Raw genomic sequence first — 26,411 nt, forward strand, 5'->3', positions numbered from 1 at the left:
GCGCTGCCGCTACGCCTCGTCCTCGGAGCTGGGATCGAGCGCCCTGTCGGAGGCCGCGTCGTCCGACTGCATCTCCGGCGCCGACAGCGGTCGGGAGGCGTGGTCCAGCGTCTCCAGCGGCGTGTGCTCCTCGCCGCCCACCTGCAGGTCGCGGAACTTGCGGGCCGAGACCAGCACGCGCGTCTCCAGCGAGCCGACGGCCTTGTTGTAGGAATCAACGGCGTTGTCCAGGCTCTTGCCCACCTTCTGCCAGTGACTGGCCAGCGTGCCGATGCGCTCGTAGAGCTCGCGGCCGAGCTTGGCGACCTTCTCGGCATTCTCGGCCAAATCCTGCTGGCGCCAGCCGTAGGACACCGCCTTGAGCAGGGCGATGAGGGTGGTGGGCGAGGCGACGATGACCTTGCGCTCGGCGCCGAACTCGATGAGGCTGGGATCGGCCTTGAGCGCTTCGGAGAAGAAAACCTCGCCCGGGACGAAGAGCACGACGAACTCGGGCGTGCGATCGAACTGCGCGAAATACTTCTTGTCGCCCAGCTGCTGAATGTGGGTGCGCAGCTGCTGAGCGTGCTGCTTGAGCAGGCCGGCGCGGCTGTCCTCGTCGGCGGCCTCGATGGCCTCCAGATAGGCGGCCACCGGCGCCTTGGCGTCGACAACGATGCGGCGGCCGCCGGGCAGGTGGACGGTCATGTCCGGACGCAGACGCCCGCCCGCATCGCTCGTCACGCTCTCCTGCTGGCTGAAGTCGACGTGCTCGACCATGCCGGCCATCTCGGCGACGCGCTTGAGCTGGACCTCCCCCCAGCGGCCGCGCGTATGCGGCTGGCGCAGCGCCTTGACGAGGCGGTCCGTCTCGCCGCGCAGGGCCGGAAGATGCGTGTCGATTAGGGCCTTCATCTGCTGGTTGATGGCGCCGTAGGCCTCGCTGCGCGCGGCTTCCAGCTTCTGGTTCTGCGACTCCAGCTTGGACAGCGACTCGCGCAGCGGCTTGACCAGCTCGTCGACGGCCTGCTTGCGCTTGTCGAGATCGTTGCGTGCCATCTGCTCCTGCTGCTGGAAACGCTGTTCGGCGAGCTGCAGCAGAGACTTCTTGTTGGCCTCCAGCGCCTCGCTGGACAGCGACTTGAAACGCTCCTCCAGCTGCTCGCGCGTGGCCTCCAGCAGCTTCTGCCGTTCCTGGGCGGCCTGCTGCTCGGCCTCCATGCGCGTGCGCAGCTCGGCGGCCGCAGTCTGCTCCCGGTGCAGGCGTTCGCGTAGCTCGGAAACTTCGCCCTGCGCCCGCTCGAGTTGGGCATCGCGCTCGGCCAGTCGGCCATCCTGGGCCTCGACGCGCGCGCGCAGGCTGGCCAGCTCGTCGCGTGCGGCCTGGGCACCGGCGCGCTCGCGCGCCAGCGCGGCGCGCTGCGCCAGGCAGACGAGGGCGAGCACGGCGGCCAGCGCGGCGACCGGGCCCGCAACGAGCCAGAACAGCGCTTCCTGCATCAGGGTATCGATGGTCATGGCGCCTAGCCTGCCACGCGCGGTGGCTCAGCAGGTGAGGCGGCGGTATGTCGATAGAACATGAACCACCTGTCACCACCCGCAACCTACCGCCTGTCAGACCTTTCACCGCACCCCGGTCGGGATCGGCAAGCATGTGCGGCCAGGCCCTCGCATAGAACGCGTATCAGGCGCACCCTTGTGGAGCAAAGCCGATTTCAGTATCGCGATACGGAGAAGGTCAGCCACTATGCACGGTGATAGGCAGGGCCAATGGACAGAGAGCGACACCAGAGCCTTCGCGACGCTGCGTGAGCAGGCGGTTGCATTGCTCGCTGAGCACCTTCGGGCGAGCCTGACCCCCGTATGGAAAGCCTTCGGCGCGGATCCCGAAGAAGCCGCGCGCGCGGACGCCGAGCATCACATCGACGCACTGCAGACGGCGCTGATCAGCGGCAAGGCGCAGAGCTGGCTGGACTATCTGCTCTGGTTGCAACAGGTGCTCGTCAGTCGCGGCGCCGACGCCAGCCTCCTCGCGCAGGGACTGGACCAGCTGCAAAGCCTGTACGCACAGCAGCTTCCGCAGCCGACACTGAATCCGGTGAACGCGCTGCTGAGTGACTCGATGCAGGTGCTGCACGAAGAGCGTGAGGCGGCCACCGAGTACGGAGGCACCGGCCCCGATGCCTGGGCGGAATGCATCGCGTTCCAGCAGGCGCTTCTGGACGGGAATCACGCCCGCTCAGCCGCACTCTTCGAAGGGGCCCTTACCCCGGGTCGCAGCCAGATCGCTGCTGCCGTGCACGTCATCCAGCCCGCCCTCTACGACATCGGTCGGCAATGGCAACGCAACACGGTATCGGTAACACAGGAACGGCTTGCCACGACAATCGTGGAGGCGGTGCTCGCGCAGACCGCCGGGCTGGGTCCTGCGGCAGCCAAGAACGGACGGCGTATCGTGCTGGCTCGTGCCCCCGGGAACCATCACGCGCTCGGCTTGCGCATCGTCGCCGACGCCTTCGAGATGGCCGGCTGGGAAACGCGCCTGCTCTATAAACCGGCCTGCGCGGAGGCCCTGATTCCGCTGCTCCGAGAGTTGCAGCCGGAACTGTTGGGCATCTCAGCCTCTCTGGCACCGCATCTGCTCACCACCCGGGAACTGCTCCGGCAGCTGCGCGAAGCCCTGGGCGAGAGCATGCGCCCGGCCATTCTCGGCGGGCTCGCCGTCAATCAGTACCCCGAGATCGCCCGCACCACCGGCGGCGAGGTCATTGCCACCGACGCCGACCAGCTGGGACCGGCTCTGGCGGACCGGGGGCTGGCCGCGTGACCAACGCGGAGCTATTCGTCGATGTGCTACAGGAACTGGCCTCCGTGGCGATGGTGGAGATCGCCAGCGACGGCACCGTCCGCGAGGCCAACCGCGGATTCCGCCGCCTGCTACCGCAGGAGGCGCGAGAGGTCGAGTCGATCAACGCCGCACCCTACTTTCTGTCGCCGAGCCTGCGTCAGCTCACCGCTATGGCTTCCAGCGGTGACACGCCCTGCTACGAAGGGCTGATGACGCTGGGTGATCCCAACGGCGAAACGCAGTCGCTTCGCGGCCGGGTCTTCTGCCGCGAGGATCATCTGCTGATCGTTGCCGAGCACGATATCGAGGAGTTGTTGCGCGCCTCGCAGTCGGCGATGGCGCTGACCTCCGAGCTGACGCAGTCCCAGCGCGAGCTCATCACGACGAATCGACAGCTCCGCGAGCGCGAGGCCGAGATCCGGCACCTGTCGATGACCGACGGGCTCGCCGGACTGGGCAATCGCCGGCAACTCGACGAGGCGCTGTCTACTGAGGTCAGTGCGGCGAACCGCCACGGCAGGAATCTCTGCCTGGTCATGGTGGACCTGGATCACTTCAAGCAGGTCAACGACGCGCACGGGCATTCGGTCGGCGACAGCGTGCTGCAGGCGCTGAGCCGCACGCTGCTGAGCAACGCCCGCGAGGCCGATCAAGTTTGTCGCTTCGGCGGCGAGGAGTTCGCGATCCTGATGCGCGATGCCGACGCCGACACCGCGGCGGCAGCCACCGAGCGACTGCGCGCACGGATCGAGGAACTGCGGGTGGGACCGGTCGAGCATACGTTCACAGCGAGCTTCGGCGTAGCGCAGTGGCGTCCCGGCGAAACGCCGGGCTCGCTGCTGCAGCGCGCGGACAAGCTGCTCTATCGCGCCAAGGCGGAGGGCCGTAACCGCGTGGTAAGCGATAGCTGAGAAATCCCCGCCGACGGCTGTCTGCAGGTGCGTGGCTCGTGAGCTTCGGCAGTGCCGGTGTTCGTGCGCAGGCACGCCAGGAGCCTGGCAGGGGCTTCGCACGCGCCAAGGGACCGTACGAACCTTGGAAGCTACCGCGCGGCAGACCATTCGGCACTTGCCCTTCCGGTAGAGACCATAGTGCCTGGTCCGAAAGGGCGAGCTGCCTGGGCACGCTCCGCTCCACCAAGCACCAGTGGCAGAACGACGCAATGCAGCCATCACCGACAAAACGCAGCGCGATCCTTAAGCGAAGGAGCAACATTCGCTGGAAGAACGTTTGTGCGTTGCGCGAGGAGGCGATCTCGCTGCTTGCCGAGAACCTCCGGTCGGCGCTCCAGCCGATTTGGCAAGAACTCGGGGCCGACCCGCTGGCGGCGTCGCGCGAGGACGCCGCCTACGCCTTCGATGCCCTGCATGCGGCGCTGGAGTGCGCGCAAAGCGACGCCTTCCTGGATTACATCGATTGGCTCCAGCAGGTTCTGGCCAGCCGCGGCGGCGCCGATCTGCTACAGCCGGCGCTCATGGAGCTGGAGGACTTATTCGGTCTGCGCCTGACCGGCGCGGAGAGAGACGCGGTTACCGCACTGCTCTCCGAGACCCGGGCCAGACTGGAAGATGAGCGCGACGCGCCTCTGGACTACGGGGGAAGCGGCCCTGAAGAAGCCTGGAAGCACCCCGGGGGCTTCCAGGAAGCGCTTCTGGCCGGCGATCATCGCCGGTCCGCAGCCTTGTTCGAGGAAGGCATCGCGCGCAGCGGCAATCACGTTCTGACAGCCGTCCACCTGCTGCAGCCGGCGCTCTACGAGATCGGCCGGAAGTGGCAATGCAATGCGGTGTCGGTCACGCAGGAGCGCCTGGCCACGGCCATCGCGGAGGCCGTTCTCGCGCAGGCATCCGGTCAGACCCCACCCGCTGCTGCCAGCGATCGCTGCGTCGTGCTGGCGCGGGCGCCGGGCAACCACCACGCGCTGGGCATGCGCATCGTCGCCGATGCCTTCGAGATGGAAGGCTGGGAGACCTTGCTGCTCAACGGACCGGCATCCTCGGATGAACTGCTGCCCATCCTGCGCGAGAAACGCCCGCAGTTGCTCGGCTTCTCGGCGGCGTTGCCGCCGCAACTGCTGGCTGTACGCGAGCTGCTTCGGCAACTGCGCGAAGCACTGGGCGACGCCATGCCCCGAGTGATCCTCGGCGGGCTTGCGGTCAATCAGTACCCCGAGGTAGCACGCAGCATGGGCGGCGATATCGTGGGTAAAGACGCAGGCGATCTGCAGCAGGTTATGGCAGAGCTGGAACGGGCCGCCTGAGCGTTACCGCAACGGCCACCACGCCCGTTCGTCCGGTAGCAGTGCCTCAGCAGGGTTGACGGGTGGCGGCACCGGCCCAGGGCGCCACGCCTGCGCTGCGCGCGGCGGTCACGCCCGGCGGCTAATATGCCCGGCTCAGCGCTCCCGGAGCTCCACAGCCATGTCGCAAGGCATTTCCGCGCAAGGCCTCAGCAAGCGCTTCGGCGCCACGCAGGCGCTCGACGGCGTCGATCTCGCCGTGCCGGCCGGCACGGTGCTGGGCCTGCTCGGGCCCAACGGCGCCGGAAAGACGACGGTGGTGCGGATTCTGGCGACGCTCGTCGCCGCTGACGGCGGCACGGCCACGGTCGGCGGCTTCGACGTGCAGCGGCAGGCGCATCAGGTGCGCCAGTCCATCGGACTGACCGGGCAGTACGCCTCGGTGGACGAGAAGCTGACCGGCCGCGAGAACCTGAAGCTGATCGCACGTCTGCTGGATTTCAGCCGCGACGAGGCGCGCGAACGGGCCGACGCGCTGCTCGCGGACTTCGATCTGCTGGAGGCCGCCGATCGCCCGGTCCTGGGCTATTCCGGCGGCATGCGGCGGCGGCTGGATCTGGCCGCGAGCCTGGTCGGCCGCCCGGCTTTTCTCTTCCTCGACGAGCCCACCACCGGGCTCGACCCGCGCGCGCGGCTGTCGCTGTGGGCGCTGATCCGCCGGCTCGTGTCCGAGGGCACGACGGTGCTGCTTACGACGCAATATCTGGAGGAAGCCGACGCGCTGGCCGATCGCATCGTCGTGCTGGACCGCGGCCGCGTCATCGCCGAAGGCACGGCCGAGCAGCTGAAGGCGCGGGTCGGTGCGCAGACCCTGGTGGTGCGGGCCCGCGATGCGGCCGATCTGCCGAAGCTGGTGGAGATTCTTGCAGCCGAGAGCGGCGCGCGACCGGAGGTCGATGACCGCCGCGCCAGCGTGCCGGCGCCCGACCCCGCCCTGCTGCCGCAACTTCTGCGCGCGCTGGACGCGGCGGGCATCGCCGTCGACGAACTGCTGCTGCGCGGCGCCAGCCTCGACGATGTCTTCCTGGCGCTTACCGGCCGTCACGCCGAGGCGGAGAACCCTGAGACGGAGGAACAAGCATGAGCGCCCCCGCCAGCCGTGTCGGCATCGCGCAGGCGTTGCGCCAGACGCGAGCGCTAGCCTGGCGCAGCATCCTGCAGATCCGCCGTAACCCCTTCGAGCTGGGCGACTACAGCATCCAGCCGATCATCTTCCTGGTGCTCTTCCTCTATGTCTTCGGCGGCGCCATCGCGGGCTCCACCGAGGACTACCTGCGCTTCATGCTGCCCGGCATCATCGTCATGAACATGATCTTCGTGACGGTCTACGTCGGCCACGGCCTGAATACCGACCTCACCAAGGGCATCTTCGACCGCTTCCGCGCCCTGCCCATCGCGCGCGCCGCACCGCTGGCGGGGCGCATCACGGCCGATCTGGTCAAGCAGGCCTGGTCGATCCTGCTGCTGCTGATCGTCGGCTTCCTGCTCGGCTTCCGCATGGAGGCACCGTGGTACGGCCTGATCGGCATGAGCGCGCTGCTGCTAGTCTTCGCGCTGGCTGCTTCCTGGGTCATGGTGCTGCTGGGCGTGCTCGCACGCGACCCGGAGCATGTCCAGCTCTTCGGCTTCACGGCCATGTTCCCGGCGACCTTCGTCAGCAACATCTTCGTGCCGGCCGAGACCATGCCGGGCTGGCTGCAGGTCGTGGTCGCGATCAATCCGGTGTCGATGCTCGCCGACGCCAGCCGCGGCCTACTGCTGGGCGGGCCGGTGCTGGCACCCGCAGCGGGTGCCATGCTGTGGGCGCTCGGCATCACCGCAGTCTTTGCACCGGCCTCGCTGTGGGCGCTGCGCCGGCGCCTGGCGCGGGGCTGATTTCTCGCCTGTTGAGGCTGTCCGAGGTCACCTCGGCGGCAGCGGAGCCCCGACACGACGGCTTCTCCAAGGTGCCCCCGGGTCGAAACCGCGAGGGGCCGGGGCAGGGACGGCGCAGCAGGCGCAGCGCGTCTCGCGTAGCATTTAGGCCACATGCATTCATTGGTGAAGCCCGTGCAGATCACCGCAAAAACCGTCGCCGAATTCCATTACACGCTAACCAACACTAACAACGAGGTCATCGATTCCTCCCGCGATCGTGAGCCGATGCGCTATCTGCATGGCGCGAACACCATCGTCTCCGGTCTCGAGCAGGAAATGGAAGGCAAGAAGCCCGGCGACAAGTTCCAGGTCGAAGTCACGCCGGAGAACGGCTATGGCGAGCGCGTCGATCAGCTGGTACAGAACGTGCCGCGCTCGGCCTTCGAGGGCATTGACGAGGTCGCCCCCGGCATGCGCTTCCGCGCCGAGACCCAGAACGGCCCGGTCACCGTCACCGTCACCGAGGTCGGCGACGAGGAAGTCACCGTCGACGGCAACCACCCGCTGGCCGGCGAGACGCTGAACTTCGATGTCGAGGTCGTGGACGTGCGCGAAGCTTCCGAGGACGAAGTCGAGCACGGTCATCCGCACGACGAGAACGGCGAGCACGAAGAGCACTGAGGCCGCAAGGAGCGGCTGCCAGGCCGCTCCTTCTTCAGTCGCCGAACGAGCGCAATCCCTGCCGCTCGTGCCATTCGGCCAGCGAGTACTCCGGATACTCGGCCACGACATCGTCTTTCGGCCCGGCCTCGACCGGCACCCAGGACGCCTTGCTACCGGTCATCAGGTGCAGATGCACCGGGGCCGGTGGCAGCGGCGTGTCGATGATCGATGCGAAGGGATGCACCAGCTCCGGCCAGCGTGGATCCCATACCCAGAGCGCACTGCCGCAATGACCGCAGAAGCGGCGTTCACCGGGGCTTTGCTCGCCGGTGTCGTGCAATTGCGCGTGGAAGATGCGGATGCCCTCCCTCCCCCGCAGCACTTCCAGCGTCGCGTTGTCGGCGCCGATATTGATCGCGTAACCGCCGCCCCCGGCCGTCTTGCGGCAGATCGAGCAGTAGCAACGCGCAAAGGGATAGGGGTGCGGCGCGAAGACGCGGAAGGCAACCGCACCGCAATGACAGGACCCGTCCAGCCACATGGCTTCGACTCCCGGAACGCAGGAAAGCCATTGTGCACGTAGGCACGCCATGGCATGCAAGGGTCCTTGCACGCCCGCCGCTTTAGTCCTGCGCGCCGTCGGGCCGGGTTCCGAATAGCGTTGTGATAGCTTCGAGCAGCGTCTCGACGGGGATATCCTCCGGCGCGGCGGAAGCAGCGACCATCAGCGCCTGCTGCAGGCGGGCATTGAAGCTGGCGATTGTCTCGCTGCCGCTGAGCGGCCCTGGAGCGATCATCGGCGGCGCGCGGTGTTGCGTCGCCTGCTCGTAGTCGTAGGCGATGCCGATGCCTGTGCCCTCGTCGAAGCGGCGGACGAAGATTTCCATGCCGCGCGGCACGCCGCGCCCCTCGCGATCCATCGGACCGGCGGCGCTGGCGTCGAAGCCCACCGGCACGACGATGGAGCCCATGTGCGTGGTCGATCCGAGGTCGCAGGTGCGCCCGCCGGTGGGGCCCGGCGACAGCACGAAGGCGTCGAGCCGAACCTGCTCGCCGTTCTCGTCCCGTACCGGCTCGCCGTCGGCGTCGACCAGTGCATCCATGATGCCGGTGACGTAGGCGCGCTCGGCGGCCATGGCATCGAGAGCCTCCTGCGTGCCGGCAGCATCCGGATCGCCCGTTGCATTCACAGCCAGCAGCGCCACCGAGCGCGGGCCGACGCGTCCCGTCTCGAGAATGCCCTGCATCCCGAAGCAATCACCGCGATCGTTGGCCGTGCCGCTGTTGAGGCTCGTCAGGCAGCGTCGCGGGCTCTGCCCGCCGTCGGACTCGAAGACATTGAAGTAATCATTGGCATCGAAATTCTGGTTGCCCGCGCCGCGGCTGCTGAACTCGGGCAGATGGATGTCGTAGATATTCGCGCCCATCGCCTCGAGCCGCTCGACGGCCGCCGCGATGAGCGCTCCCTGCTCGCCGGTGCCATAGGGTTCCGTATTGCTTCCCAGCTGTCGCAGCACGCCGATGTTGCGGCCAGCCACACCGTGGGTCTGACGGTCCAGGAAGCGCGTGTAGCTGTCCGGACGCTCGGCCGCCGGGAATTCCAGCGTGCGAAAGTCGCGCTCGTCGACGCTGGCCATGGCCGTGAGCATGAGGGCGGCGTCACGCACCGTACGCGTCATCGGCCCGCCGGTATCGCGGGCGTGCGACAGCGGGAAGATGCCGTGCTGCGAGACCACCCCCAGGCTGGGCCGGATACCGACCAGACCGTTGACCGACGACGGATGCCGGATCGATTGGCAGGTATCCGAGCCGGTACCGCCGATGGCGAAGCTCGCGGCGATGGAGGCGCCGGTGCCTGAGGACGATCCGGCCGGGCTTTCGAGAGTGTTGTAGGGATTCGTCACCTGGATGGCGCGCGCCGAGAAGCCGGTGGTGAAGTAGGCGAACTCGTCCTGGTTGGCCTTGCCCAGGATGAGCGCACCGGCGTCGCGCAGGCCGCGCACGCTCTCGGCGTCGATGCCCGCCTGGTGACCCAGCATGGCGTAGCTGCCGGAGGTCGATGGGTGATCGTGGGTGTCGTAGTTGTCCTTGAGCAGCACCGGCATGCAGTGCAGAGGGCGGTCGCCGATGCCGCCGTCGCGCGCATAGGCCGCGTCCAGCGCCTCGGCCTGCGCGATGGCGGCCAGATTCAACGACAGCACGCCGCGAATGGGCAGACCGCCGTTGGGCTGTGGATTGTTGTTGTGCGCGAAGATGCGGGCGCGATACATCTCTGCGAGCGTGACGCAGCTCAGGCGGCTTCCGTCCAGCAGTGGCAAGGCACCCGCGAGCGCCGCGTGGACGTCGTCCACGGTCGCCTCGACAATATCGAAGCTGCCGCTCGGTGCGGCCTCACCGGACTCGGGCGCACTGCCGCCACCGCAGGCAGTGAAGAGAATAGCGACACATAGCAGGGCTGCGGGATGACGCATTATGGTGCTCGTGAGGGCATAGGCCCGGAGGTTGCTGCGGTGCAGCATCCGTGCCATCTGAAGGGCGCGTCACCCCACGCCCGAGACTCAGCGAGCGCCGCGGAAACGAAAGACCGAGGGGGCCTGGTGGCGCTTGAGCGTCAGCGTGATGAGGCTGGTGCCGTGGGCGCGGAAGAGCGCGCGTAGCTCGGTACCGTCGACCACCAGATGGCCAGTATCGACGTCTGAGTAGCTGCGGTAGCCGACCTTGCCGTCGCCCGCGTCGGGACTCGCGGTCACGCTGATATAGAGACGATCGTCGGTGCCGTCCATCAGCGCGCGCATGACGGTGGTGTCGATGAGCAGACTGCGGCGCGAAGGATCGTCGCCGTAGGCGTGGACATTGACGACGCCCTCCTCTTGGATGCGGCGTGTGCGCTTGCGATCACGGGGACTGCGGTCGTCGTTGACGTAGAGCTCGACGATGTAATCGCTCACGGCGTTGCCGGCGTCATCGACGGCACGAACGACGGCGTTGTGAAAGCTGTGGAAGTGACACTCGCCGCGTGCTTCGGCCGCGGCGGTGACGCTCTGATTGTGCGCCTGCAGCTCGCTGCACCAGTCTTCGTAGCCGGCATCGGTGACCCTTAGCGCCCGACGCATCAGCGTCAGGCTGTCCGGTGCACGCGGCCCGCGGTTCTTGCCGGCAATACTGGAATGGTCCTCACCGTCGAGAATGCCGAAGGCCACTGTATGCTCGGGCCGACTCTGACTCATTGAGGGCGATGCGGCTGGATCACCGGTGAAATCGACACCGATGCGCAGCGCGTTGAGATTGGCACTGGCGACGCGCACGGTGCCATCCGTACCGGGCCGGTTGGCGATACCGGAGATGCCGTCGTAGCCGGTGTTGCCGCAGAGCACCGTCGCCAGCACCGCACCGGGTCCGTACCAGCGCGCGCCACCGAAGCTGTCGCGCTGGGCGAGTTGCTCGGCGTAGGGGCTGGCCAGCTCCAGCCCTTTGAGGATGTGGGTGCCGGTCTCGAAGAGCCGCGTGCCGCGCCAGCCGCGCAGCGCGCGCCCGACCAGGCTGCGGCCGGTATGCGCCAGCGGCGAGCCGAAGTTCGCCGGCGCCAGCATCAGCAGGCGGCGGATGGGCACGGTGTCCGGCGCGAAGCACTGTGTCATCCAATCGCGGATGATCAACCCGCCCGTGCTGTGCACGACAGCGTCCACACTGCGCGGCTTGCGTGGCAGGTCGCGGTCGCTCCAGGCCCGGTCAAGCGCTGCGACCAGATCGGCGTAGCGCAGCTCGTCATCCAGCGAAACGTAGTCCCCGAGGTGAACCTCGGCGATATCCGCGCCGACACCTTCCGGCGGCGCCTTCGCGAGCCGGCGCGCCAGGGGACGGAAAGAGCGGCCGTCGTCGCTCCAGCCGTGGATGATGACGAGCATCGATTGCCTCCGCGCATCGCCCGGGCCACGCCCTGCACGCTAGCCCATGCCGCGAAGCGGCGCCAGTCCGAGCGAACCTACCGGGCGCGCCGCAGGTCAAAGGTCAAGGCATCGCACGCGGGAGTTCCGTCATGGACCTTAAGGATCGTTTGGGTGATCTTCTGGGACGGCGCGAACGCGCCGAAGAATCCCGCTACTTCGCGACGCTGCTGCGGAAACAGGCGCAGCGCGCAATGGAGCCGCCCCCGGCCACCGAAGCGCTACCGGCGGAGGGGCATTGTCCGCGCTGCGGGCTACATGTCGTACCCGGCCAACTCGCTAGCCTGAGCCTGCACGAATGCCCGCGCTGCGGCGGCCGCTGGCTGGATCGGGGCGCCACCCAGGCCTTCCCGGGTGTCATGCATCAACCCTGCGCGCGCTACTTCGAGAGCTTCTTCCGCGCGCACTAGTGCCTCGCAGGGGTGCTGGACGCGCATTCAGCGCCTTGCCATGCTCGCTGAATGCGCGCTTCCGAAGCCGAACTGCGGAGGACCCCGGGGCCCGGTGGCCTGCTGGCAGCGCTGATGCTGCTGCCGGCGAGCGTCTGTGCGCAGCTCTACCACTGGGTGGACGAGCGCGGTGTCCCGCACTACAGTGACCGACCGCCGCCGGGTGGCGCCGAGCGCATCGAGGCAATTTCCCGCCCGGCGGTGCGCGAAGCCCGTGTCGCCTCGGTCATCGACGGCGACACCGTCGTTCTGGACGACCAGCGCCGGCTGCGACTGATCGGCATCGACGCCCCCGAGATGCCGTATCGCGGCCGGCCCGGCGAACCCGGCGCCGAAGCCGCTCGCGCACATCTGGCCAGCCTGGTCGAAGGCAGCGAGCTGCACCTGCAACCCGGGGACACCGCACGCGACGACTACGACCGCCTGCTCGGCTATTTGCGCGACGACAGCGGCCGGGACCTCGGCGCCGAGATGCTGCGCGCCGGCTGGGCGGTGGTCAGCCTGCACGAGGACAACGCAGGACACGCCGATGCCTACTTCGCAGCCGAGGACGAGGCGCGCAAAGCCGGCCGAGGGCTCTGGGCCGAGCCAGCGCTGCAGCCGCTACCAGCCATCGAAGCCGGCGCCCATCGCAACAGCTACCGTCAGCTCGAAGGCCGTGTCGTCGCCGCCCGTGCCGGGCGTGTCAGCGCCGAACTACGACTGGAGGGAGAGCTGCGCCTGCATGTGGCGGAGGCCGCCCGCGAGCGCTTTTCCGGCGCAAGATTGCGCGCGCTGGAGGGAGAGACCGTGCGCGTGCGTGGCGTCATCCGCCAACGCGACGGCCACCCGCTGATCCATCTGCGCCACCCGGCGCAGATGGATCAGCTCTAAGCCCGAGATAGGCCGATTATTCGCGCCTACTACCTGCCTTCTTCGCCGCGCGCTTGGCGCCGACGCCCTTCTTCGCACGGGCTTTCTTGGCGCCAGCCTTCTTCACTGCCTTGTGCGCCGTGGCTTTGCTCGCGGGCGGGGGTGCCTTGCGGCCTTCCAGCTCGGCGAGGGCGTCGACCGCGTACACGGCCAGGCGCTGCAGATGGGGAACGCTATCGCGGCAACCGATGAAGCCGAAATCCAGCTTGTCGACGTAGCTGACCACGGTGATATTCAGGCCGTAGCCGTGGAAGGGGATCGATATCGGGTAGTAGGCGTCCATGCGCCAGCCGCGGAAGTAGAGCGGCTCGGTGGGCCCCGGTACGTTCGAGATCACGACATTGAAGGCCGGACGAACATGACCGACAGCACCCGGCAACTGCGACAGCAGCAACGGCGACATCAGCAGCGCGCTGTACTGCATGATGCCGTTGCGCGTCATGCCCTGGAGCTGCTCCTTGGCGGAACGCGTCGAGGCGATGATGGCGTTGATGCGCTTGTAGGGGTCGGCGACATCGGTAGCCAGCGAGGCCAGCACCGCCCCTACCGCGTTGCCGCCGCCTGGATCGTCCTTGGGCCGGATGTTCACCGGCACCATCGCCGTCATCGGCTTCGCCGGCAGGGCCTTCTGCTCGATCAGAAGCCGGCGCATCGCGCCAGCGCTGATGGCGAGCACGACATCGTTGAGCGTGCCGCCGTGGGCACGCGCCGCGGCCTTCAGCCGGGCGATGTCGAATTCCTGCGTGGCGAAGCGTCGGTTGCGGCTTATGGGCTGATTGATGATTGATCTCGGCGCCTGCATGGGTGCCACGCGCTCAGGGTGTCCGCGCTGGAAGCTGCCCGCCACCGCGCGCGTGATACTGCGGCTGGTGCCCAGCTGCTGACGCAGACCCTGCATCAAGCTCTCCAGCACGGGCTGCTTCGTTTCGCCGCTGGCAGCCCGCTGCGCCTGTGGCGGCGCCGCGAAGAACAGCGGTGCCTCCCGCTCGTCAGGGGTGCGACTGAGGCTACGCGAGAGCAGCCGGATACCGGTATAGCCGTCGATGAGGCTGTGATGCACCTTGAAATAGAGCGCGAAGCGGCCGCCTTCCAGCCCTTCGATAAGGTGCACTTCCCACGGCGGGCGATGGAAGTCGATGCTGTGGCTGTGCAGGCGGGAGACCAGCACGCCCAGGGCGCGCTCGTCGCCCGGCTCGGGCAGCGCCGAGTGACGGATGTGATAGTCGACATCGAAGCTGTCGTCCACCACCCAGCCCTGCAGCGGATGCGCGAGGAAGCCCGGATACTTGAGCTTAAGATTCCAGGGTGGCTGCACCTGCGGCTCACTGCGCAGCTGCTCCATCAGCGCGCTCAGCGCCCCGGGTTCGGCATCGGCCGGTGCGGAGAAGGGCATCATCGAGCCGACGTGCATCATCGACTCGCGCGTCTCCGCGGCCAGGAAGGTCCAGTCCAGCGAGTTCAGGCGCTTGGTCGCCATGCCGCGTCTCCCGTTCTTTTAGTCTCCACGGCCACCTTAGCAGGCGGACGCGGTGGCTACTCCAGGAGGCGCGCGCGCAATCGCTCGACGACGGCTTCGCTCAGCCCGTAGGGCGCGAGGTAGTCGCGCAGGCTGCCGTGGACGTCGCGCATGCCGGCGAGAAAGCGCTGCATGTGCTCCGGTCGCGCATTCAGCGCCTCCGGCGGCGCGCCCTGCTCGCGATAGAGCGTAAAGGCTGCCGCGCGGTCCTCGGGGCGGATACCGGCGGCGACCAGCTCGGTGAGGGCATAGTCGGCGACGATCAGCTCGTCCGGCACACCGAGCAGGTCAAGCAGAGTCGCGGCGACGATGCCGGTGCGATCCTTGCCGGCCGCGCAGTGAAAGACCAGCGGCGTGGCTTCGTCGGCAGCGATGGCGGTCAGCACGCGCGCCAGCACCGGCCCGACGCCGCGCGCGATCCACAGATAGACCGTGCCCAGATCGTCGAGATCGGGCACCGGATCGTCCTTGGGCACATTCTCGCGATTCAGCGGCAGATGCAGCAGGCGAACGGCGTCGTCGTCGACGATGGGCGCAACGCCATTGCGCTCGCATTCGCGAGCATGGCGCAGGTCGATGACGCTGCTGATGCGCAGTTCATTGCGCATTCGCAGGATGTCGGCCGGTGTCAGGCCGCCAAGGGCGTCTGCGCGATAGAGTTGTTGCCAGCGCAGCCGCCGGCCGTCGCGCGTGGGATAACCGCCCAGATCACGCAGGTTGTGGCAACCCTCCAGCGGAATCCAGCGGCGGGCAATGGCGAGCTCCTGCTCCAGAACGAACCTCCGGTGCTTGAGAAAGGGGTTGCGCCGCGCTTCGACGGTAGCCGCTCGAGAGCGACGGCGCAGGGCATAGTATCGCGCAGTCGCCGGCCGCTTCTCGTCGCTGACGCCATATGCCCAAGGAATCCGCCAACACCCGCTGTGCGCTCTGCGACCGCGCCGTGCCGCTGAGCTTTCATCATCTGATTCCGCGCAAGAATCATCGCAAGCCCTGGTATCGGCGATATTTCAGCGTCGAGGAAATGCGCAGCCGCGGCGTCTGGCTGTGTCGCGAGTGCCACGCGGCCGTGCACCGCTTCTTCGACGAGCAGACCCTCGGCCGCCGGCTCAACACACTGGATGCGCTGCGGGCCGACGCACAGATCCAACGCCGCGTGGCCTGGGCGCGCAAGCTGCGCGCCCAGCGCTGAGGTCGATGCCCACCTCAGAACGAGCTTGGCGGCCCCAGGCGGCGCAGCGTCTGCAGCACCGCCTCATCCTCCACGAAATCGGCCGCCGAGCGTGCCTGCAGGATGGCTTCCGGCTTCTGCGCGGCGCTTATGGCCCAGCCCTGTACGTAATCGGCACCGCATTCGGCAAGGGCTTCGACAGTGGCTGCATCCTCCGCCCACTCGGCAATCGTGCGCATGCCCATGTTCTGGGCCAGCGCGACGATCGCGGAGACAATGGCGGCGTTGCGCGGATGCGCCGTCAGATCCCGCACCAGGGAGCCGTCGATCTTCAGCACTTCGGCTTCCAGCTCGCGCAGATAGTTGAAAGAGGTGTAGCCCGCCCCGAAATCGTCCAGCGCCACGCGCACGCCGCGCTCACGCAAACGCTCCATGAAGCGACGGCTCACCGGAAGGTCGCGTAGCGCCACGGCTTCGGTGATCTCCAGGCAGAGCAAGGGCGCGACGTCAGGGTGGTCCGCCAGCGTCCGCAGCACGGTGTCGATGAAGTCCTCGTCGTTGAGGGAGGTGCCGCTGAGGTTCACGCAGACGAAGCGCGTGGCCGGCAGCTGCTCCTTGTGCTCACGCAGCCACTGTAGAGTGCGGCCGAGAACCCAGGTATCGAGCTTGGTCATGTTGCCGCTGGTCTCGGCAGCAGCCAGCGCCCGACCGACAGGTACGGAACACCCGTCGGCGTCCTCCATGCGCAGCAGTACCTCGAAGTCCAGGCTTGCCCGCGGATCTTGCAAGGACATGATCGGCTGCATCTCGATGCGCAGACCGGCCGGAGCATCCCGGCGGTCCATGCTCTTGATGACGCGCAGCTCTTCGACCCGTTCGGCAAGCGCCCTCGCATTGCGGTCGTAGACGACCAGACGGGGGCCGCGCTTAGCCTCGTGGCAGGCGCGCTCAGCCGAGGAGATGGCGTCGATGGCCGCCATATTCGGCGTCAGCTCCAATACCCCGAAAGCGGCGCTGAGCGGAAAGGGCCGTTCGCCAACCACGATGGGGCGCTCGGTGATCGCGCTCTGGATCCGCCGGCAGATCCGCGCGGCCGGCGCCAGCGGCACATCGGCGAAGAGCAGCAGGAAGGTGTCACCACTGAGGCGCGCCACTACGGCCTCCGGCGGCAGCTCTTCCTGAATGCGCGCGCAGAGCTGGCGGAGCACGTCGTCACCCACGGCGTAGCCATGCAGCTCGTTCACCAGCTTGAAGCGATCCACATTCAGATAGACCAGCGCGCCGGGGCGTTGGGCGTCGCCGTCTGCGAGCGCTGTTTCCAGACCGACCTCAAGGCCACGCCGATTGCGTGCGCCGGTGACGGAGTCGTGATCGGCCAGGAAGCTGAGCCTGCGGGTGGCGGCGACCCGCTCGCTGACGTCCTGCAGCGAGCCCTCGATGCCGTCCTCGCCGCGCAGGGCGCGCAATTGGTACCAGCGCGCGTGGTCCGGCCCCCCCGTCCCTGGAATCTCCAGCTCCTGCGCACCCTCGGCGGCAAGGGTGTGCTGCAGCATCTGCTCCGCTTCCGGGCCGAAGAAGCCGGCCAGCCTCGCTGGATCGCCGGCCTGCTCCAGCCCGAGCATCTCGCGCAGCGCCGTGTTGCTGCGCTGGATGCGGCCCGCCTCGTCCAGCGTAAACAGGCCGATCGGCGTGTTCTCGTAGGTTCGTGCCAGCTTGCGCTGGGCCTGTTCTCGGCGCCGCCGCTCGTCGCGCAGCTGTTCGATGAAGGCCAGCACCGCCAGGGCGCTGGAGGCCAGCGCCGCCGTGACGTTGTTCAGGACGCCCATGAGCGCATCGAAGCCGAAAGCGGCAGCGACAATCTCGGAGGCCGAGCCAGACAGCACCATGAGCAGCGCGCCACCGTAGTACATTGCGACGCGCCCATTCGGTCGCAGTGCCATGCCGAACATGCAGGCCAGCACCACGGTGATGCCGAAGCCGACGATGCCCCACATCAACGGCAGGAAATCGCCGAAGGGAAGCAGGATGGCGGCCGCCAGCAACAGCGGGCCCAGCGCCTTGGCCGTAGCGAGCAGTCCATTGAGCACGACCGGCAGGCGCATCTCGCCGAAGAGCCGATCGAAAAGCGCGAAGGTCAGCAGGTAGTAGGCGGCGATTGTCAGCTGCCGTATCGGCTCCAGCCAGTCGGAGGGAAGGGTCGCGCCCATCCATTCGTCGTCCCAGCCGATGGATATGGCAGCAAGGCGCAGGTTGGCGAAGAGCCAGGTCGCGAGCAGCAGATAGCGTGCGTCGCGATTGACCAATGAGAAGGCCAAGGCCAGAAAAACGAGCCCGAGCAGGGCGCCTTCGAGCATGCCCGCAGCGCGGGCGGCATGGCGGCTGGCGCGATCCAGCGCTGCGGCCGACCACAGCTCGGCCGAAATATTGGCTGGCCCCGAGAAGCGACCGCGGCACAGCACTTCCTCGGGAGCCGCTTCATCAAAGGACACCGCAAAGCCGGTATCGGCCGGATACATTGCACCCGCCGTGCGATCACGGTCTGCACGGCCGAGGCTTTGCAGGCTCGCCCCTTCCCAGCATTCGATCTCTCGCGTGTGCCGCGACGGCAGCACAAGGACCGGTTCGCCGGAGACACGCCCGTCGATCGGTGTCCAGATCCAGAACGGCGTCTCCGCCAGATGCGTGCTGTAGCTATCGACCGCTGCGCGATCCTGGAGGCGCGCACGCGCCTCGACAGGTGACAGGGCCGTCTCGGTCTCGCCTAGCACGGCGATCGACAAGGGCTCGGATCGGGCGCCGAAATCGTCGGGCTGCACAAGCAGGAAGACCGACAGCGCAACAACGACGGCCGGAATCAGGAGATAGCTGAGAAAGCGAATAACCCGGTCGACGAGCTTCATTGCGTTTACCGTCGCCTCCAACCCCGGGAAGAAAAGACAACCGCCGCCGCACGGAGCCTGCTGTGTGGCCAGCCGTGCGGCGGCGGAATGCTGCGCACCGATACTTTATCGTCTTCGGCCAAACGATTGTTCAGCAATAACCTCTCAAGCTGGTATCGGGAGTCGTGCTTGGGGAGGTTTCAACAGATCCTACGCGCTGGCGCCGAGAACCAAGTCCGGATGCCGGGTACGGAACACGAAGTCGTAGAGCGGATGCCGGGCCTCGCGCCAGCGACGCTCGGCCGTATTCACTTCGAAGGCCAGCACCCGATGCGGAATGTTGCCCGCGTGTGCCATCGGCATGAAGCCCTGGCCAGGGAAAACCTCCTGAAATTGCAGCGCCTCGTACTGGCGATCGAGCGGTGATCGTCCCGCTACCACCATCCATTCGATCGAAGTCTGCAGGCAGTAGAGGAAGTAGGCCTTGAAGAGCACGGTCTTCGCGAGCCTGCCGGCAACGCCACCCGACACACCGAGCCGGGTCGCCTCGGCCAGCGGCCGGCCGCACAACCAGTCGGGCAGGGTCACGGACTGCTCCAGCAGCAGCGGGTTGTGACGGTTGCTCTGGATGCGCATGGTGCCGAGCGGCGCACCGTCGAGCTTGGATTCCGCCAGCAGGATGACCGCGCCCGGATCGCTGTCGCAGAGCTCGGCCGAACCGAGGGTCCGCGCCAGATCGGGGATGTGTCGCCCATAGGCCGATTGGCGGATAGTCAGAGCCTTGGTGAGCTGGGCTTCATCCAAGGCCAGCCGTACCGTGAAGGGCAGCTGCTCTTCGTGCAGCGCCTCGGCCGGGGCGCGTTGTGCCTGAGCTTGATTGTCTTGCGTCATAGCGTAGAGCTCCATATGCGAGTGAGTGCACCGCCACGGTCATGGCGGCAACTGCAGACTCGCACCCCTGGCACGACACCTCACGCCGGAAGGCGCACGACGTTAGGGTGGTATGCCGCGTCCGCAAGTTACGCCGGAAACGGAGAAGGACATGCCCCGTTTCGCAACCCTGCTTCTGGCGCTCGGGATCGGCGCCGCCCACGCCGGCGATGCGCCGGATTACCCCTATCCCGTCGAGCGCTTCGCCTTCGACAGCCAGCGGCAATCGCTGGAAATGGCCTACATGGATGTGCAGCCGGAGGCCGAGCCGCGCGGCACCTTCGTGCTGCTGCACGGCAAGAACTTCAACGGCGCCTATTGGCACCAGACCATCGACTTTCTGGTCGACTCCGGCTATCGGGTGATCGTCCCCGATCAGATCGGCTTCGGGCGCTCGTCGCTTCCCGAGCGCTACCAGTACAGCTTCGACCAACTCGCAGCCAACACGCGCGTGCTTCTCGATCAGCTGGATGTCGAGCGCGCTCGCGTGATGGGACATTCCATGGGCGGCATGCTCGCCACCCGCTTCGCGCTGCGCTATCCCGATTTCACCGAGGTGCTACTGCTGCTGAATCCGATCGGCCTGGAAGACTGGCGCGCCATGGGCGTGCCTTTCGTGCCCATCGACCAGATCTACCGGGCCGAGCGCGCCAAGGATTTTGATGCCATCAAGGCCTATCAGAAGGCTAGCTACTACGACGGTCAGTGGCACGACGTCTACACGCCCTGGGCACGCATGCTGGCCGCACAGTATGAAGGCGAGGATGGCGAGCGCTTCGCCTGGAACATGGCGCTGACCGCGGACATGATCCTGTCACAGCCAGTGATCTACGAGCTTGAGCAACTGGAGGTGCCGACCGTGCTGATGATCGGCCAGCGCGACCGCACCGCCATCGGCCGTGATCTGGTCGACAACAAGCTGGCCGAGGCGATGGGCGACTACCCTTCCCTCGGCCGTCGCGCCGCCGCGCGCATTCCCGAGGCTCGGCACATCGCCTTCGACGGCATCGGTCATCTGCCGCACATCGAGGCGCCGCAGCGCTATCTGCAAGCGCTGGAGAGCGTGCTCGACTGAGGAGGGCCGCGACGAATGCGCACGCGTGATGCCAGCCGCCGGGCCGTGCACATCAGCCTGGACCCAGGATGCCCCGTTTCCGACGACTATCCCCGGCGTGTGCCGGCACGACACCAGCTGGGGCCTGTCTCCGGCCCATGTAGCGCGGGCCGGATGGGGGTTCATGGGCACGCAGCCGCAGCGCTGGCACCGTCGGTCAACTGTCGTTCGCCGAGGAGCGGACAAACTGGCATACCTATAGGGCCTAGGCGCACCATGGGTCTACGTACTAGACGAGCGCTATCGCATCGCCGCGGAACCGACACGGAGCGGCATCACCATGAGCCTGAATCGACAACGACAACGCGGAGCGGTACTGGGCACCAGCCTGATTCTGCTCACCGTCATGACGACAGTGGGCATTACCGCTGCAACCCTGTCGGGTGACCGCGAGCAATCGGCGGCAAGCTACCGGCAGCAGGTGGATGCCATGATGGCCGCCGAGCACGGTGAGCTGGTCGTGCGCAACATCGTCTCTGACTGGATTGAGGCCAACAACGACTGGCCCGACGAAGCGCAAGCCCGCAATCTCGTCAATGCCGGCAATTGGCGCGGCATGGGTGGCGACGACGGCCAGGTGCGCCAGGCGCAGAGCTTCCGCGTAGCGGAAGTCAACGCCGCCGTCATCGACGGCACGGAATCCCTCGTTTTCGACATTGAGGGAGCGATCCGCCCCGGCGACGAGACACGGTCCTTGCGACAGATGCAGCTCGTCATCCAGCGCAGCAGCGAAGCCGGCGACAGCATTTCCCCCTTCGAGGGCGGGCTGATCGGCTGCGACGGCCTCAGCCAGAGCGGCAGCGCCAGCGTCGACAGCTTCCATTCCGGGCGCGGCGCCTACGGAGCCAATCTCGACAACGGCAGCGTCAATGCGCGCACCGGCGAGGTCCGCATGCGCACGATCAATGCAGGCGCCGACGGCAGCTTCTCCGGCAACGCGCCGGTCTACGGCGATGTCGCCGTAACCGGCGATCTCAGCATGAGCGGCGCGACGCCGATCCACGGCAACCTCTTCGTCGACGGCTCGGTCAACAACATGAACGGCACCGTCGGCGGCACGGTGCAGGTCGGAGGCAATATCAGCCTCGGCAGCGCCAGCAACGTGCAGGGCCCCGTGCGCGCCGGCGGCAATGTCACCGTAGGCAGTACCAGCACGCCTCCGCCCGCCATTTCCGCCATGGGCAGTGTCAGCTGGCCGAGCTGGTGGATATGGAGGCCCCTCCTCGATGCGCTGACCGGGAATTACAGGGAGCAGCAGGAGGATCTGGAGCTGGATCCGGTGCTCGACCCCTCGCTGGAATGCGACCCGCTGGCGGTGGTCGACCCCGACACGCTCGGGCCGGGTCAGATGTTCTGGGACGCCTGGAACGATCCGGCCATGCAGCCGCTCACCGACTACTTCATCGAGAGCGGCTGCGCTCACTGCATCGACAGCGGCAATCGGAGCACGCAGCTGACCGGCGGCAGAGGCAACCAGGACGCCCGCGACACCGTTATCGGTAACGACGGCAGCCGCACCGTCGTGCGCGTCGACAACGGCCTGGGAACCCAGGGTCGACTGTCCTCCTTGACCATCCGGGGCGATGTCACCCTGGTCGTCGACGGCGACTTCGACATCGGCAACAACACGCAGATGCGCATCGCCCCCGATGCCAATCTCACGGTCATGGTCAGCGGCCAGACCGATCTGGGCGGCGGCAGCAATGTCCTGACGGGCGCCCAGAATCAGGGCGCGCCCTTCGTGCGCAACGACAAGCCAGCCTTTTCGCTGTACTCAGCACATCGCGGCAGCCAGTACCAGCCCGGGGTGCGTGTCTCCGGCGCAAACAGCTCGCACGTTGCGGTGTACGCGCCCAACACCGGTGTGCGCATCCGTGGCTCAGGAAACATCTTTGGCGCCGTGCGCGCCGGCTTTCTCGACTTGAGCGGCAGCGGCGACATCCACTACGACACCATGCTCGGCGAGCTGAGCCCGCCCGGAGGCGGCGCTGCGGCGTCCCAGATCAGCGTCCAGCGTGGCGGTTGGTGGGAAGGCGCCGTCGATGAATAGCGGCAGGCCCACCGTACACGGCTTCACCCTCATCGAGCTGATGCTCGTCGTGGGTATCGTTGCCATCCTGGCGGCCATCGCGATTCCGAGCTACCAGATCTATGTGGAGCGTTCGCAGGTACGGGAGGGTCAGGCGGCGCTGTCGAACGCGCGCAACGCCTTGGAGCGCTGCTATACCGCCAGCGAGAACTACAGCTACGAGGATTGCGAAGACCGCATCGCAGCACAGAGCGAGAACGGCATCTACGGCCTGAGCGCGGCCATCGACGAGGATCTGGCCGGATTCCGGATTACGGCCACGGCGAGGCGCGCGCCGGCTTCGCGCGGCGGCTGCGCCGAGATGGAAGTCACGCACGACGGTGAGCGCAGCCCGGCGGGCTGCTGGTGATGCTTCGTCGCCGCAGGCACCGCGCCGGCCAGCAGACCGGCTTCACGCTCATCGAGCTGCTGGTCACGCTGTCGGTGCTGGCCATCCTCGCCACCGTCGCCGCACCGGCGATGGTTTCGCTGGTGGACCGCAACACTCTTGCCGCACGCACGAACGCAGTTAACGCGACCCTGCGCACGGCGCGCAACGAGGCGATCCGCGGCGCGCGACGCATCGAACTCGTATACAACAGCGGCGCCAAGACACTGCGCATCATGGACGAGGCGGAGAACGAGCAGCTGCACGAGAGTGACGCGCTGAGTGGCGTGGACGTATCGCTGTCGGCAGACATCGTTTTTTCCCAGGAAGGCCACCTCGTCGGACCGAACGACGTCGTGCACCTGCAGATCACGCGACACGAGTCGCGCTGGATCTGCGTCTTCCGCACCGGCATCATCGCCAGGGTCGACGCGGATTTGGCCAACAACTACTGCCGCGAGCCTTCATGAACCAGCTTCAAGCACGATCGATCAACAACGCGCGCGGCTTCACGCTGATCGAGGTATTGATCTCGCTGCTCGTTCTTGCCATCGGCATGCTCGGCATCGCCGGCCTGCAGACCATGTCCTTGCGCGCCGCGCAGGAGGCGCAGTTCGGAAGCATCGCCAGCGTGACGGCGCAATCGCTGGGCGAGCTGATCGCCCTTCGCGGCAGCTACGTCGCGGCCGATCGCAATGAACTCCTCGACGAGCTGGGCGGCGTACTTCCCGGAGCGGCCATCGACGTCGACTCCGTCGACAGCGGCACGGCCAGCATCGATCGTTTCGCCATCGACGTCGCCTGGGACGGCCGCGACGACGAGCGCGTCAGCTTGCGCTACCTCGTGTCGGCGCCGCAATGATGCGTGCGCGTGGAATGCCCAGCCGCCGGGCCGCTGCCGGCGTAACCCTGGTCGAGCTGATGATCGGCCTGGCGATCGGGCTGCTGCTGCTGCTCGGCGTCTTCTCGCTGTATCTGGCGCATCAGCAGACAACGCGCACGCAGGACGCACTGAACGACCAGACCGAAACACTGGGGTCGCTCACTGCCACCGTCACCCGGGAGATCCGCCGCGCCGGCTTCAACCTGCTCGACGAGCCGATCTCGGCGTGGCTCAGCGTCGACGGCGACGCGCGCGGTGTCCGCCTGCGCTATCGACCGCCCGATGCCGCCGACGAGGTCGCACTGCATCTGCGCTGGGATGCCGATACCGGCACCGTCACCTCCTCCCGCAACGGTGATCCGGAGGTTCCGCTGCACCCGGTCGGCGGTATCACCGATGTAGAGATCACGTGCTTCGCAGCGCGCGACGCTCCCGCAACGGACTGCGCTGGCGTCACCGACCCGCTGGCGCTGGCCTGGACGGTCACTCTGGCCGGTGCCGCCAATGCCGACGTGCGTGCGCGCGAGCTGCGCTTCGTGACAACCGCCCGCAACGGGCTCATAGCGAACGATTGACGGGTGCTGGCGCGGGCCACCTCCGCAAAATCGACGCTTGTGACAGCGGGGTTACAAGGTGTCTACTAAAGGCACTAGAAATCAAGAAGGAGACCCCGTCATGTCCTATTCGAAAAGCCTGCTGGTCGCGATGGCCGCGACTATCCTGGCCGCCTGCGGCAGCGGCGGTAGCAGCGGTGAAGGCGCCCCCGGCAATGGCAACAATGGCGGCGGAGGTGAGGCGCGGGACGGCGTCATCGAGCGTGTCGCCATCGAGTCACCGGTAGACGGCGAGATCGTCTTCCAGCTCTTCGAGCCGGAGCAAATCGTCCCCGGCGAGCGCTATCCGCTGGTGCTGGAGGGGCACGGCTACGGCGGCAGCCGGCAGACCGAGCCGAATGGGTTCATTGGCGAGCTGATCGCGCGCGGCTACTACGTCATCAGCATCGACCAGCGCGGCTTCGGCGAATCCACCGGACCGGTGCGCGTCATGGACCCCGACGCCGAAGGCCGCGACCTGATAGCGATCCTTGACTGGGCGGAAGAGAATCTTGAACAGGTCGCGCGTGACGGCGGCGGCACGATGATGGTGGGCTCCTATGGCTCCAGCTACGGTGGGGGCTACCAATTCCTTCTGCAGGCCGTCGATCCGCAGCACCGACTGCGGGCGATGGTGCCGGACATCACCTGGCACGACCTCAGCTACTCCTTGAACCCCGGCGACACGGTCAAGTCGGGATGGGCGCTACTGCTATCCATCGGCGGCGAGACCGGCTCGCAGCTGGGTCAGGACAACATCATCCGCGAGGCGCTGATCGAGGGCGCGGTCACGAACAACTTCCCGGACGGCGCGCAGGACTGGTTCCGTTATCACAGCCCGCGCTACTTCTGCGATGGCGAGCAGCTCGGTCCCTTCGAGTTCCTGCAGGGCAACGAGACGCCGCAAACGCCACCGACCGCACCGCCAGCGGCGGACGTCATGATCTGGCAGGGCTTCCCCGACACCCTCTTCAATGTCACCGAGGCCTTCGACAACTATCAATGCTTCCGGCAACGCGGCGGCGACGTCCGTCTGCTCACGCACCAGAGCGGTCACATCCTGCCGCTCGGGCCCGCCGCGCTCGGCGAGGATGTCGACGCAGCCCTAGACCAGCTCTCCGGCCTGGTCACCGTTCCCGAGTTCCAGGGCCCGGCCGGCGCCAACGCTTGCGGCGGCATCGACCGTGCCACGGCGACGCTGGCCTGGTTCGAGGCCAAGCTGAAGGGCAAAAGCGGGGTGCTCGACGCCGTCCTGCCCACCGGCGACGACATCTGCCTGTCGCTGGCCGACGACGATGCCGTTGCCGTTTCCGAAGTACCGGTCGGCGGCGAGGATTTCCCGGTCATCGCGGAAACGCCGCGGTTGTCGGGCCTGCTTGGTACCGTCGGCAGCCTTCTGGGCAGCGAGTTGCCCGGCGGCATCGCCGGTATTCCGCTGACCACCATCGGTGACGACGGCGCCGTACTCGCCGGGCAGCCGACCTTCCATCTGGATGTCTCCCCGGTACTACCCGGACTGGCGCTGGAAGACTGCCTGCTCGAGTTCCTGCCGCTGGCCTGCGATCCGATTCTCTATCTCGGCCTGGGTGTGCAGCGCGATGGCAGCTGGCAGCTCATCGACGACCAGCTGCAACCCCTGCGCGGCTTCGGCCCCCACGGCACGCCGCAGGATCCGGCGCGGCTGGTGGCCGTGGCCGAGCGCCTGCAGGCCGGCGACGTGCTCGGCCTGATGGTCTTCGGCTTCCACCCGCAGTATCCGATCTCCTTCTCGCGCGACGTGCTCGTCCCGGCCGTGAACCTCGAGGGCCGGGTGCAGGTGCCGCTGCTCTCCGACGGGCAGATCACCGCCGAAGGTTTCTGAAGCGGGTCCCGTCCGGGGCTCCAAGGATCGAAGCGCGCGGCCGGCGACGGCGAAGTCGCC

24 protein-coding genes are annotated in these 26,411 nt (G+C 67.3%); 16 read left to right on the forward strand and 8 right to left on the reverse strand.

Features of this window, described 5'->3' with window-relative positions; all coding sequences use genetic code 11:
* Window positions 1–9 precede the first annotated feature (9 nt).
* Window positions 10–1,497: a DNA recombination protein RmuC gene (gene rmuC, locus U743_RS15275; protein WP_052368260.1), complete on the reverse strand. Its 1,488-nt coding sequence runs from the start codon at window positions 1,495–1,497 to the stop codon at window positions 10–12.
* 229 nt (window positions 1,498–1,726) lie between these two features.
* Between rmuC and U743_RS18330 the strand changes: the two genes are divergently transcribed.
* From U743_RS18330 to U743_RS15305, 6 genes are all read left to right on the forward strand, one after another.
* Window positions 1,727–2,806, forward strand: coding sequence for a cobalamin B12-binding domain-containing protein (locus U743_RS18330; RefSeq protein WP_052368261.1), 1,080 nt, complete (start codon window positions 1,727–1,729; stop codon window positions 2,804–2,806).
* On the forward strand, window positions 2,803–3,738 hold the full coding sequence (locus U743_RS15285; RefSeq protein WP_052368262.1) for a sensor domain-containing diguanylate cyclase: 936 nt from the start codon (window positions 2,803–2,805) through the stop codon (window positions 3,736–3,738). Before U743_RS18330 ends, U743_RS15285 begins: the two co-directional genes overlap by 4 nt.
* A 326-nt stretch (window positions 3,739–4,064) precedes the next feature.
* Window positions 4,065–5,087 (forward strand): cobalamin B12-binding domain-containing protein, encoded by a 1,023-nt coding sequence (locus tag U743_RS18335; protein ID WP_052368263.1) that lies wholly within the window; start codon window positions 4,065–4,067, stop codon window positions 5,085–5,087.
* 160 nt (window positions 5,088–5,247) lie between these two features.
* Window positions 5,248–6,210, forward strand: coding sequence for a daunorubicin resistance protein DrrA family ABC transporter ATP-binding protein (locus U743_RS15295; RefSeq protein ID WP_043769416.1), 963 nt, complete (start codon window positions 5,248–5,250; stop codon window positions 6,208–6,210).
* Window positions 6,207–7,001: an ABC transporter permease gene (locus tag U743_RS15300; protein ID WP_043769419.1), complete on the forward strand. Its 795-nt coding sequence runs from the start codon at window positions 6,207–6,209 to the stop codon at window positions 6,999–7,001. Before U743_RS15295 ends, U743_RS15300 begins: the two co-directional genes overlap by 4 nt.
* A 153-nt stretch (window positions 7,002–7,154) precedes the next feature.
* The gene (locus U743_RS15305) at window positions 7,155–7,664 is read left to right on the forward strand and encodes an FKBP-type peptidyl-prolyl cis-trans isomerase (protein ID WP_052368264.1); all 510 of its coding nucleotides are present in this window, start codon (window positions 7,155–7,157) and stop codon (window positions 7,662–7,664) included.
* Between the two features lie 34 nt (window positions 7,665–7,698).
* Here the strand turns inward: U743_RS15305 and U743_RS15310 are convergent, their stop codons facing one another.
* The 3 genes from U743_RS15310 to U743_RS15320 all read right to left on the reverse strand — a co-directional run bounded on the left by U743_RS15310 (window position 7,699) and on the right by U743_RS15320 (window position 11,551).
* On the reverse strand, window positions 7,699–8,187 hold the full coding sequence (locus U743_RS15310) for a GFA family protein (protein WP_043769421.1): 489 nt from the start codon (window positions 8,185–8,187) through the stop codon (window positions 7,699–7,701).
* Between the two features lie 82 nt (window positions 8,188–8,269).
* Entirely contained in the window at window positions 8,270–10,117 is a 1,848-nt protein-coding gene (locus tag U743_RS15315) for an amidase family protein (RefSeq protein ID WP_043769423.1), read from the reverse strand.
* Window positions 10,118–10,204: 87 nt separating this feature from the next.
* Complete coding sequence (locus U743_RS15320) at window positions 10,205–11,551, reverse strand: esterase/lipase family protein (protein ID WP_043769425.1); 1,347 nt, start codon at window positions 11,549–11,551, stop codon at window positions 10,205–10,207.
* Window positions 11,552–11,682: 131 nt separating this feature from the next.
* Between U743_RS15320 and U743_RS15325 the strand changes: the two genes are divergently transcribed.
* Together U743_RS15325 and U743_RS18340 are read left to right on the forward strand one after the other, a co-directional pair.
* Window positions 11,683–12,000 carry a TFIIB-type zinc ribbon-containing protein gene (locus U743_RS15325; protein ID WP_043769428.1) on the forward strand — a complete coding sequence of 106 codons (318 nt, stop codon included), beginning with the start codon at window positions 11,683–11,685 and terminating at the stop codon, window positions 11,998–12,000.
* A gap of 51 nt (window positions 12,001–12,051) precedes the next feature.
* Window positions 12,052–12,912, forward strand: coding sequence for a thermonuclease family protein (locus U743_RS18340; RefSeq protein WP_084191598.1), 861 nt, complete (start codon window positions 12,052–12,054; stop codon window positions 12,910–12,912).
* 16 nt (window positions 12,913–12,928) lie between these two features.
* On the opposite strand, the gene U743_RS15335 is transcribed toward U743_RS18340, so the two are convergent.
* Complete coding sequence (locus U743_RS15335; RefSeq protein WP_052368266.1) at window positions 12,929–14,428, reverse strand: WS/DGAT/MGAT family O-acyltransferase; 1,500 nt, start codon at window positions 14,426–14,428, stop codon at window positions 12,929–12,931.
* 56 nt (window positions 14,429–14,484) lie between these two features.
* Window positions 14,485–15,471, reverse strand: a complete 987-nt coding sequence (locus tag U743_RS18895; protein WP_084191599.1) for a tyrosine-protein phosphatase — start codon at window positions 15,469–15,471, stop codon at window positions 14,485–14,487.
* Here U743_RS18895 and U743_RS15345 point away from each other — a divergent pair.
* On the forward strand, window positions 15,360–15,656 hold the full coding sequence (locus U743_RS15345; protein ID WP_043769434.1) for a hypothetical protein: 297 nt from the start codon (window positions 15,360–15,362) through the stop codon (window positions 15,654–15,656). The two genes, U743_RS18895 and U743_RS15345, sit on opposite strands and share 112 nt — an antisense overlap.
* A gap of 14 nt (window positions 15,657–15,670) precedes the next feature.
* Here the strand turns inward: U743_RS15345 and U743_RS15350 are convergent, their stop codons facing one another.
* Window positions 15,671–18,535: a putative bifunctional diguanylate cyclase/phosphodiesterase gene (locus tag U743_RS15350; protein WP_043769437.1), complete on the reverse strand. Its 2,865-nt coding sequence runs from the start codon at window positions 18,533–18,535 to the stop codon at window positions 15,671–15,673.
* A 189-nt stretch (window positions 18,536–18,724) separates the two neighbouring features.
* A complete protein-coding gene (locus tag U743_RS15355) occupies window positions 18,725–19,405 on the reverse strand; it encodes a hypothetical protein (protein WP_084191600.1) in 681 nt (226 codons plus the stop codon).
* 151 nt (window positions 19,406–19,556) lie between these two features.
* Here U743_RS15355 and U743_RS15360 point away from each other — a divergent pair, with 151 nt between their 5' ends.
* The 7 genes from U743_RS15360 to U743_RS15390 all read left to right on the forward strand — a co-directional run bounded on the left by U743_RS15360 (window position 19,557) and on the right by U743_RS15390 (window position 26,351).
* On the forward strand, window positions 19,557–20,519 hold the full coding sequence (locus U743_RS15360; RefSeq protein WP_043769440.1) for an alpha/beta fold hydrolase: 963 nt from the start codon (window positions 19,557–19,559) through the stop codon (window positions 20,517–20,519).
* A 319-nt stretch (window positions 20,520–20,838) separates the two neighbouring features.
* Window positions 20,839–22,608: a pilus assembly PilX family protein gene (locus U743_RS15365; protein ID WP_043769443.1), complete on the forward strand. Its 1,770-nt coding sequence runs from the start codon at window positions 20,839–20,841 to the stop codon at window positions 22,606–22,608.
* Window positions 22,601–22,996 (forward strand): type IV pilin protein, encoded by a 396-nt coding sequence (locus tag U743_RS15370; protein ID WP_043769445.1) that lies wholly within the window; start codon window positions 22,601–22,603, stop codon window positions 22,994–22,996. The genes U743_RS15365 and U743_RS15370 overlap by 8 nt, the downstream gene beginning before the upstream one ends.
* A complete protein-coding gene (locus U743_RS18345; RefSeq protein ID WP_052368268.1) occupies window positions 22,996–23,484 on the forward strand; it encodes a pilus assembly FimT family protein in 489 nt (162 codons plus the stop codon). The genes U743_RS15370 and U743_RS18345 overlap by 1 nt, the downstream gene beginning before the upstream one ends.
* Complete coding sequence (gene pilV / locus U743_RS18350) at window positions 23,481–23,876, forward strand: type IV pilus modification protein PilV (protein ID WP_052368269.1); 396 nt, start codon at window positions 23,481–23,483, stop codon at window positions 23,874–23,876. Before U743_RS18345 ends, pilV begins: the two co-directional genes overlap by 4 nt.
* A 14-nt stretch (window positions 23,877–23,890) precedes the next feature.
* Entirely contained in the window at window positions 23,891–24,472 is a 582-nt protein-coding gene (locus tag U743_RS15385) for a PilW family protein (RefSeq protein ID WP_232226807.1), read from the forward strand.
* 100 nt (window positions 24,473–24,572) lie between these two features.
* A complete protein-coding gene (locus U743_RS15390) occupies window positions 24,573–26,351 on the forward strand; it encodes an alpha/beta hydrolase (protein ID WP_043769451.1) in 1,779 nt (592 codons plus the stop codon).
* Window positions 26,352–26,411: the final 60 nt, after the last annotated feature.

The sequence above is a fragment of the Algiphilus aromaticivorans DG1253 genome (genome assembly GCF_000733765.1).
Taxonomy (GTDB): Bacteria; Pseudomonadota; Gammaproteobacteria; order Nevskiales; family Nevskiaceae; genus Algiphilus; species Algiphilus aromaticivorans.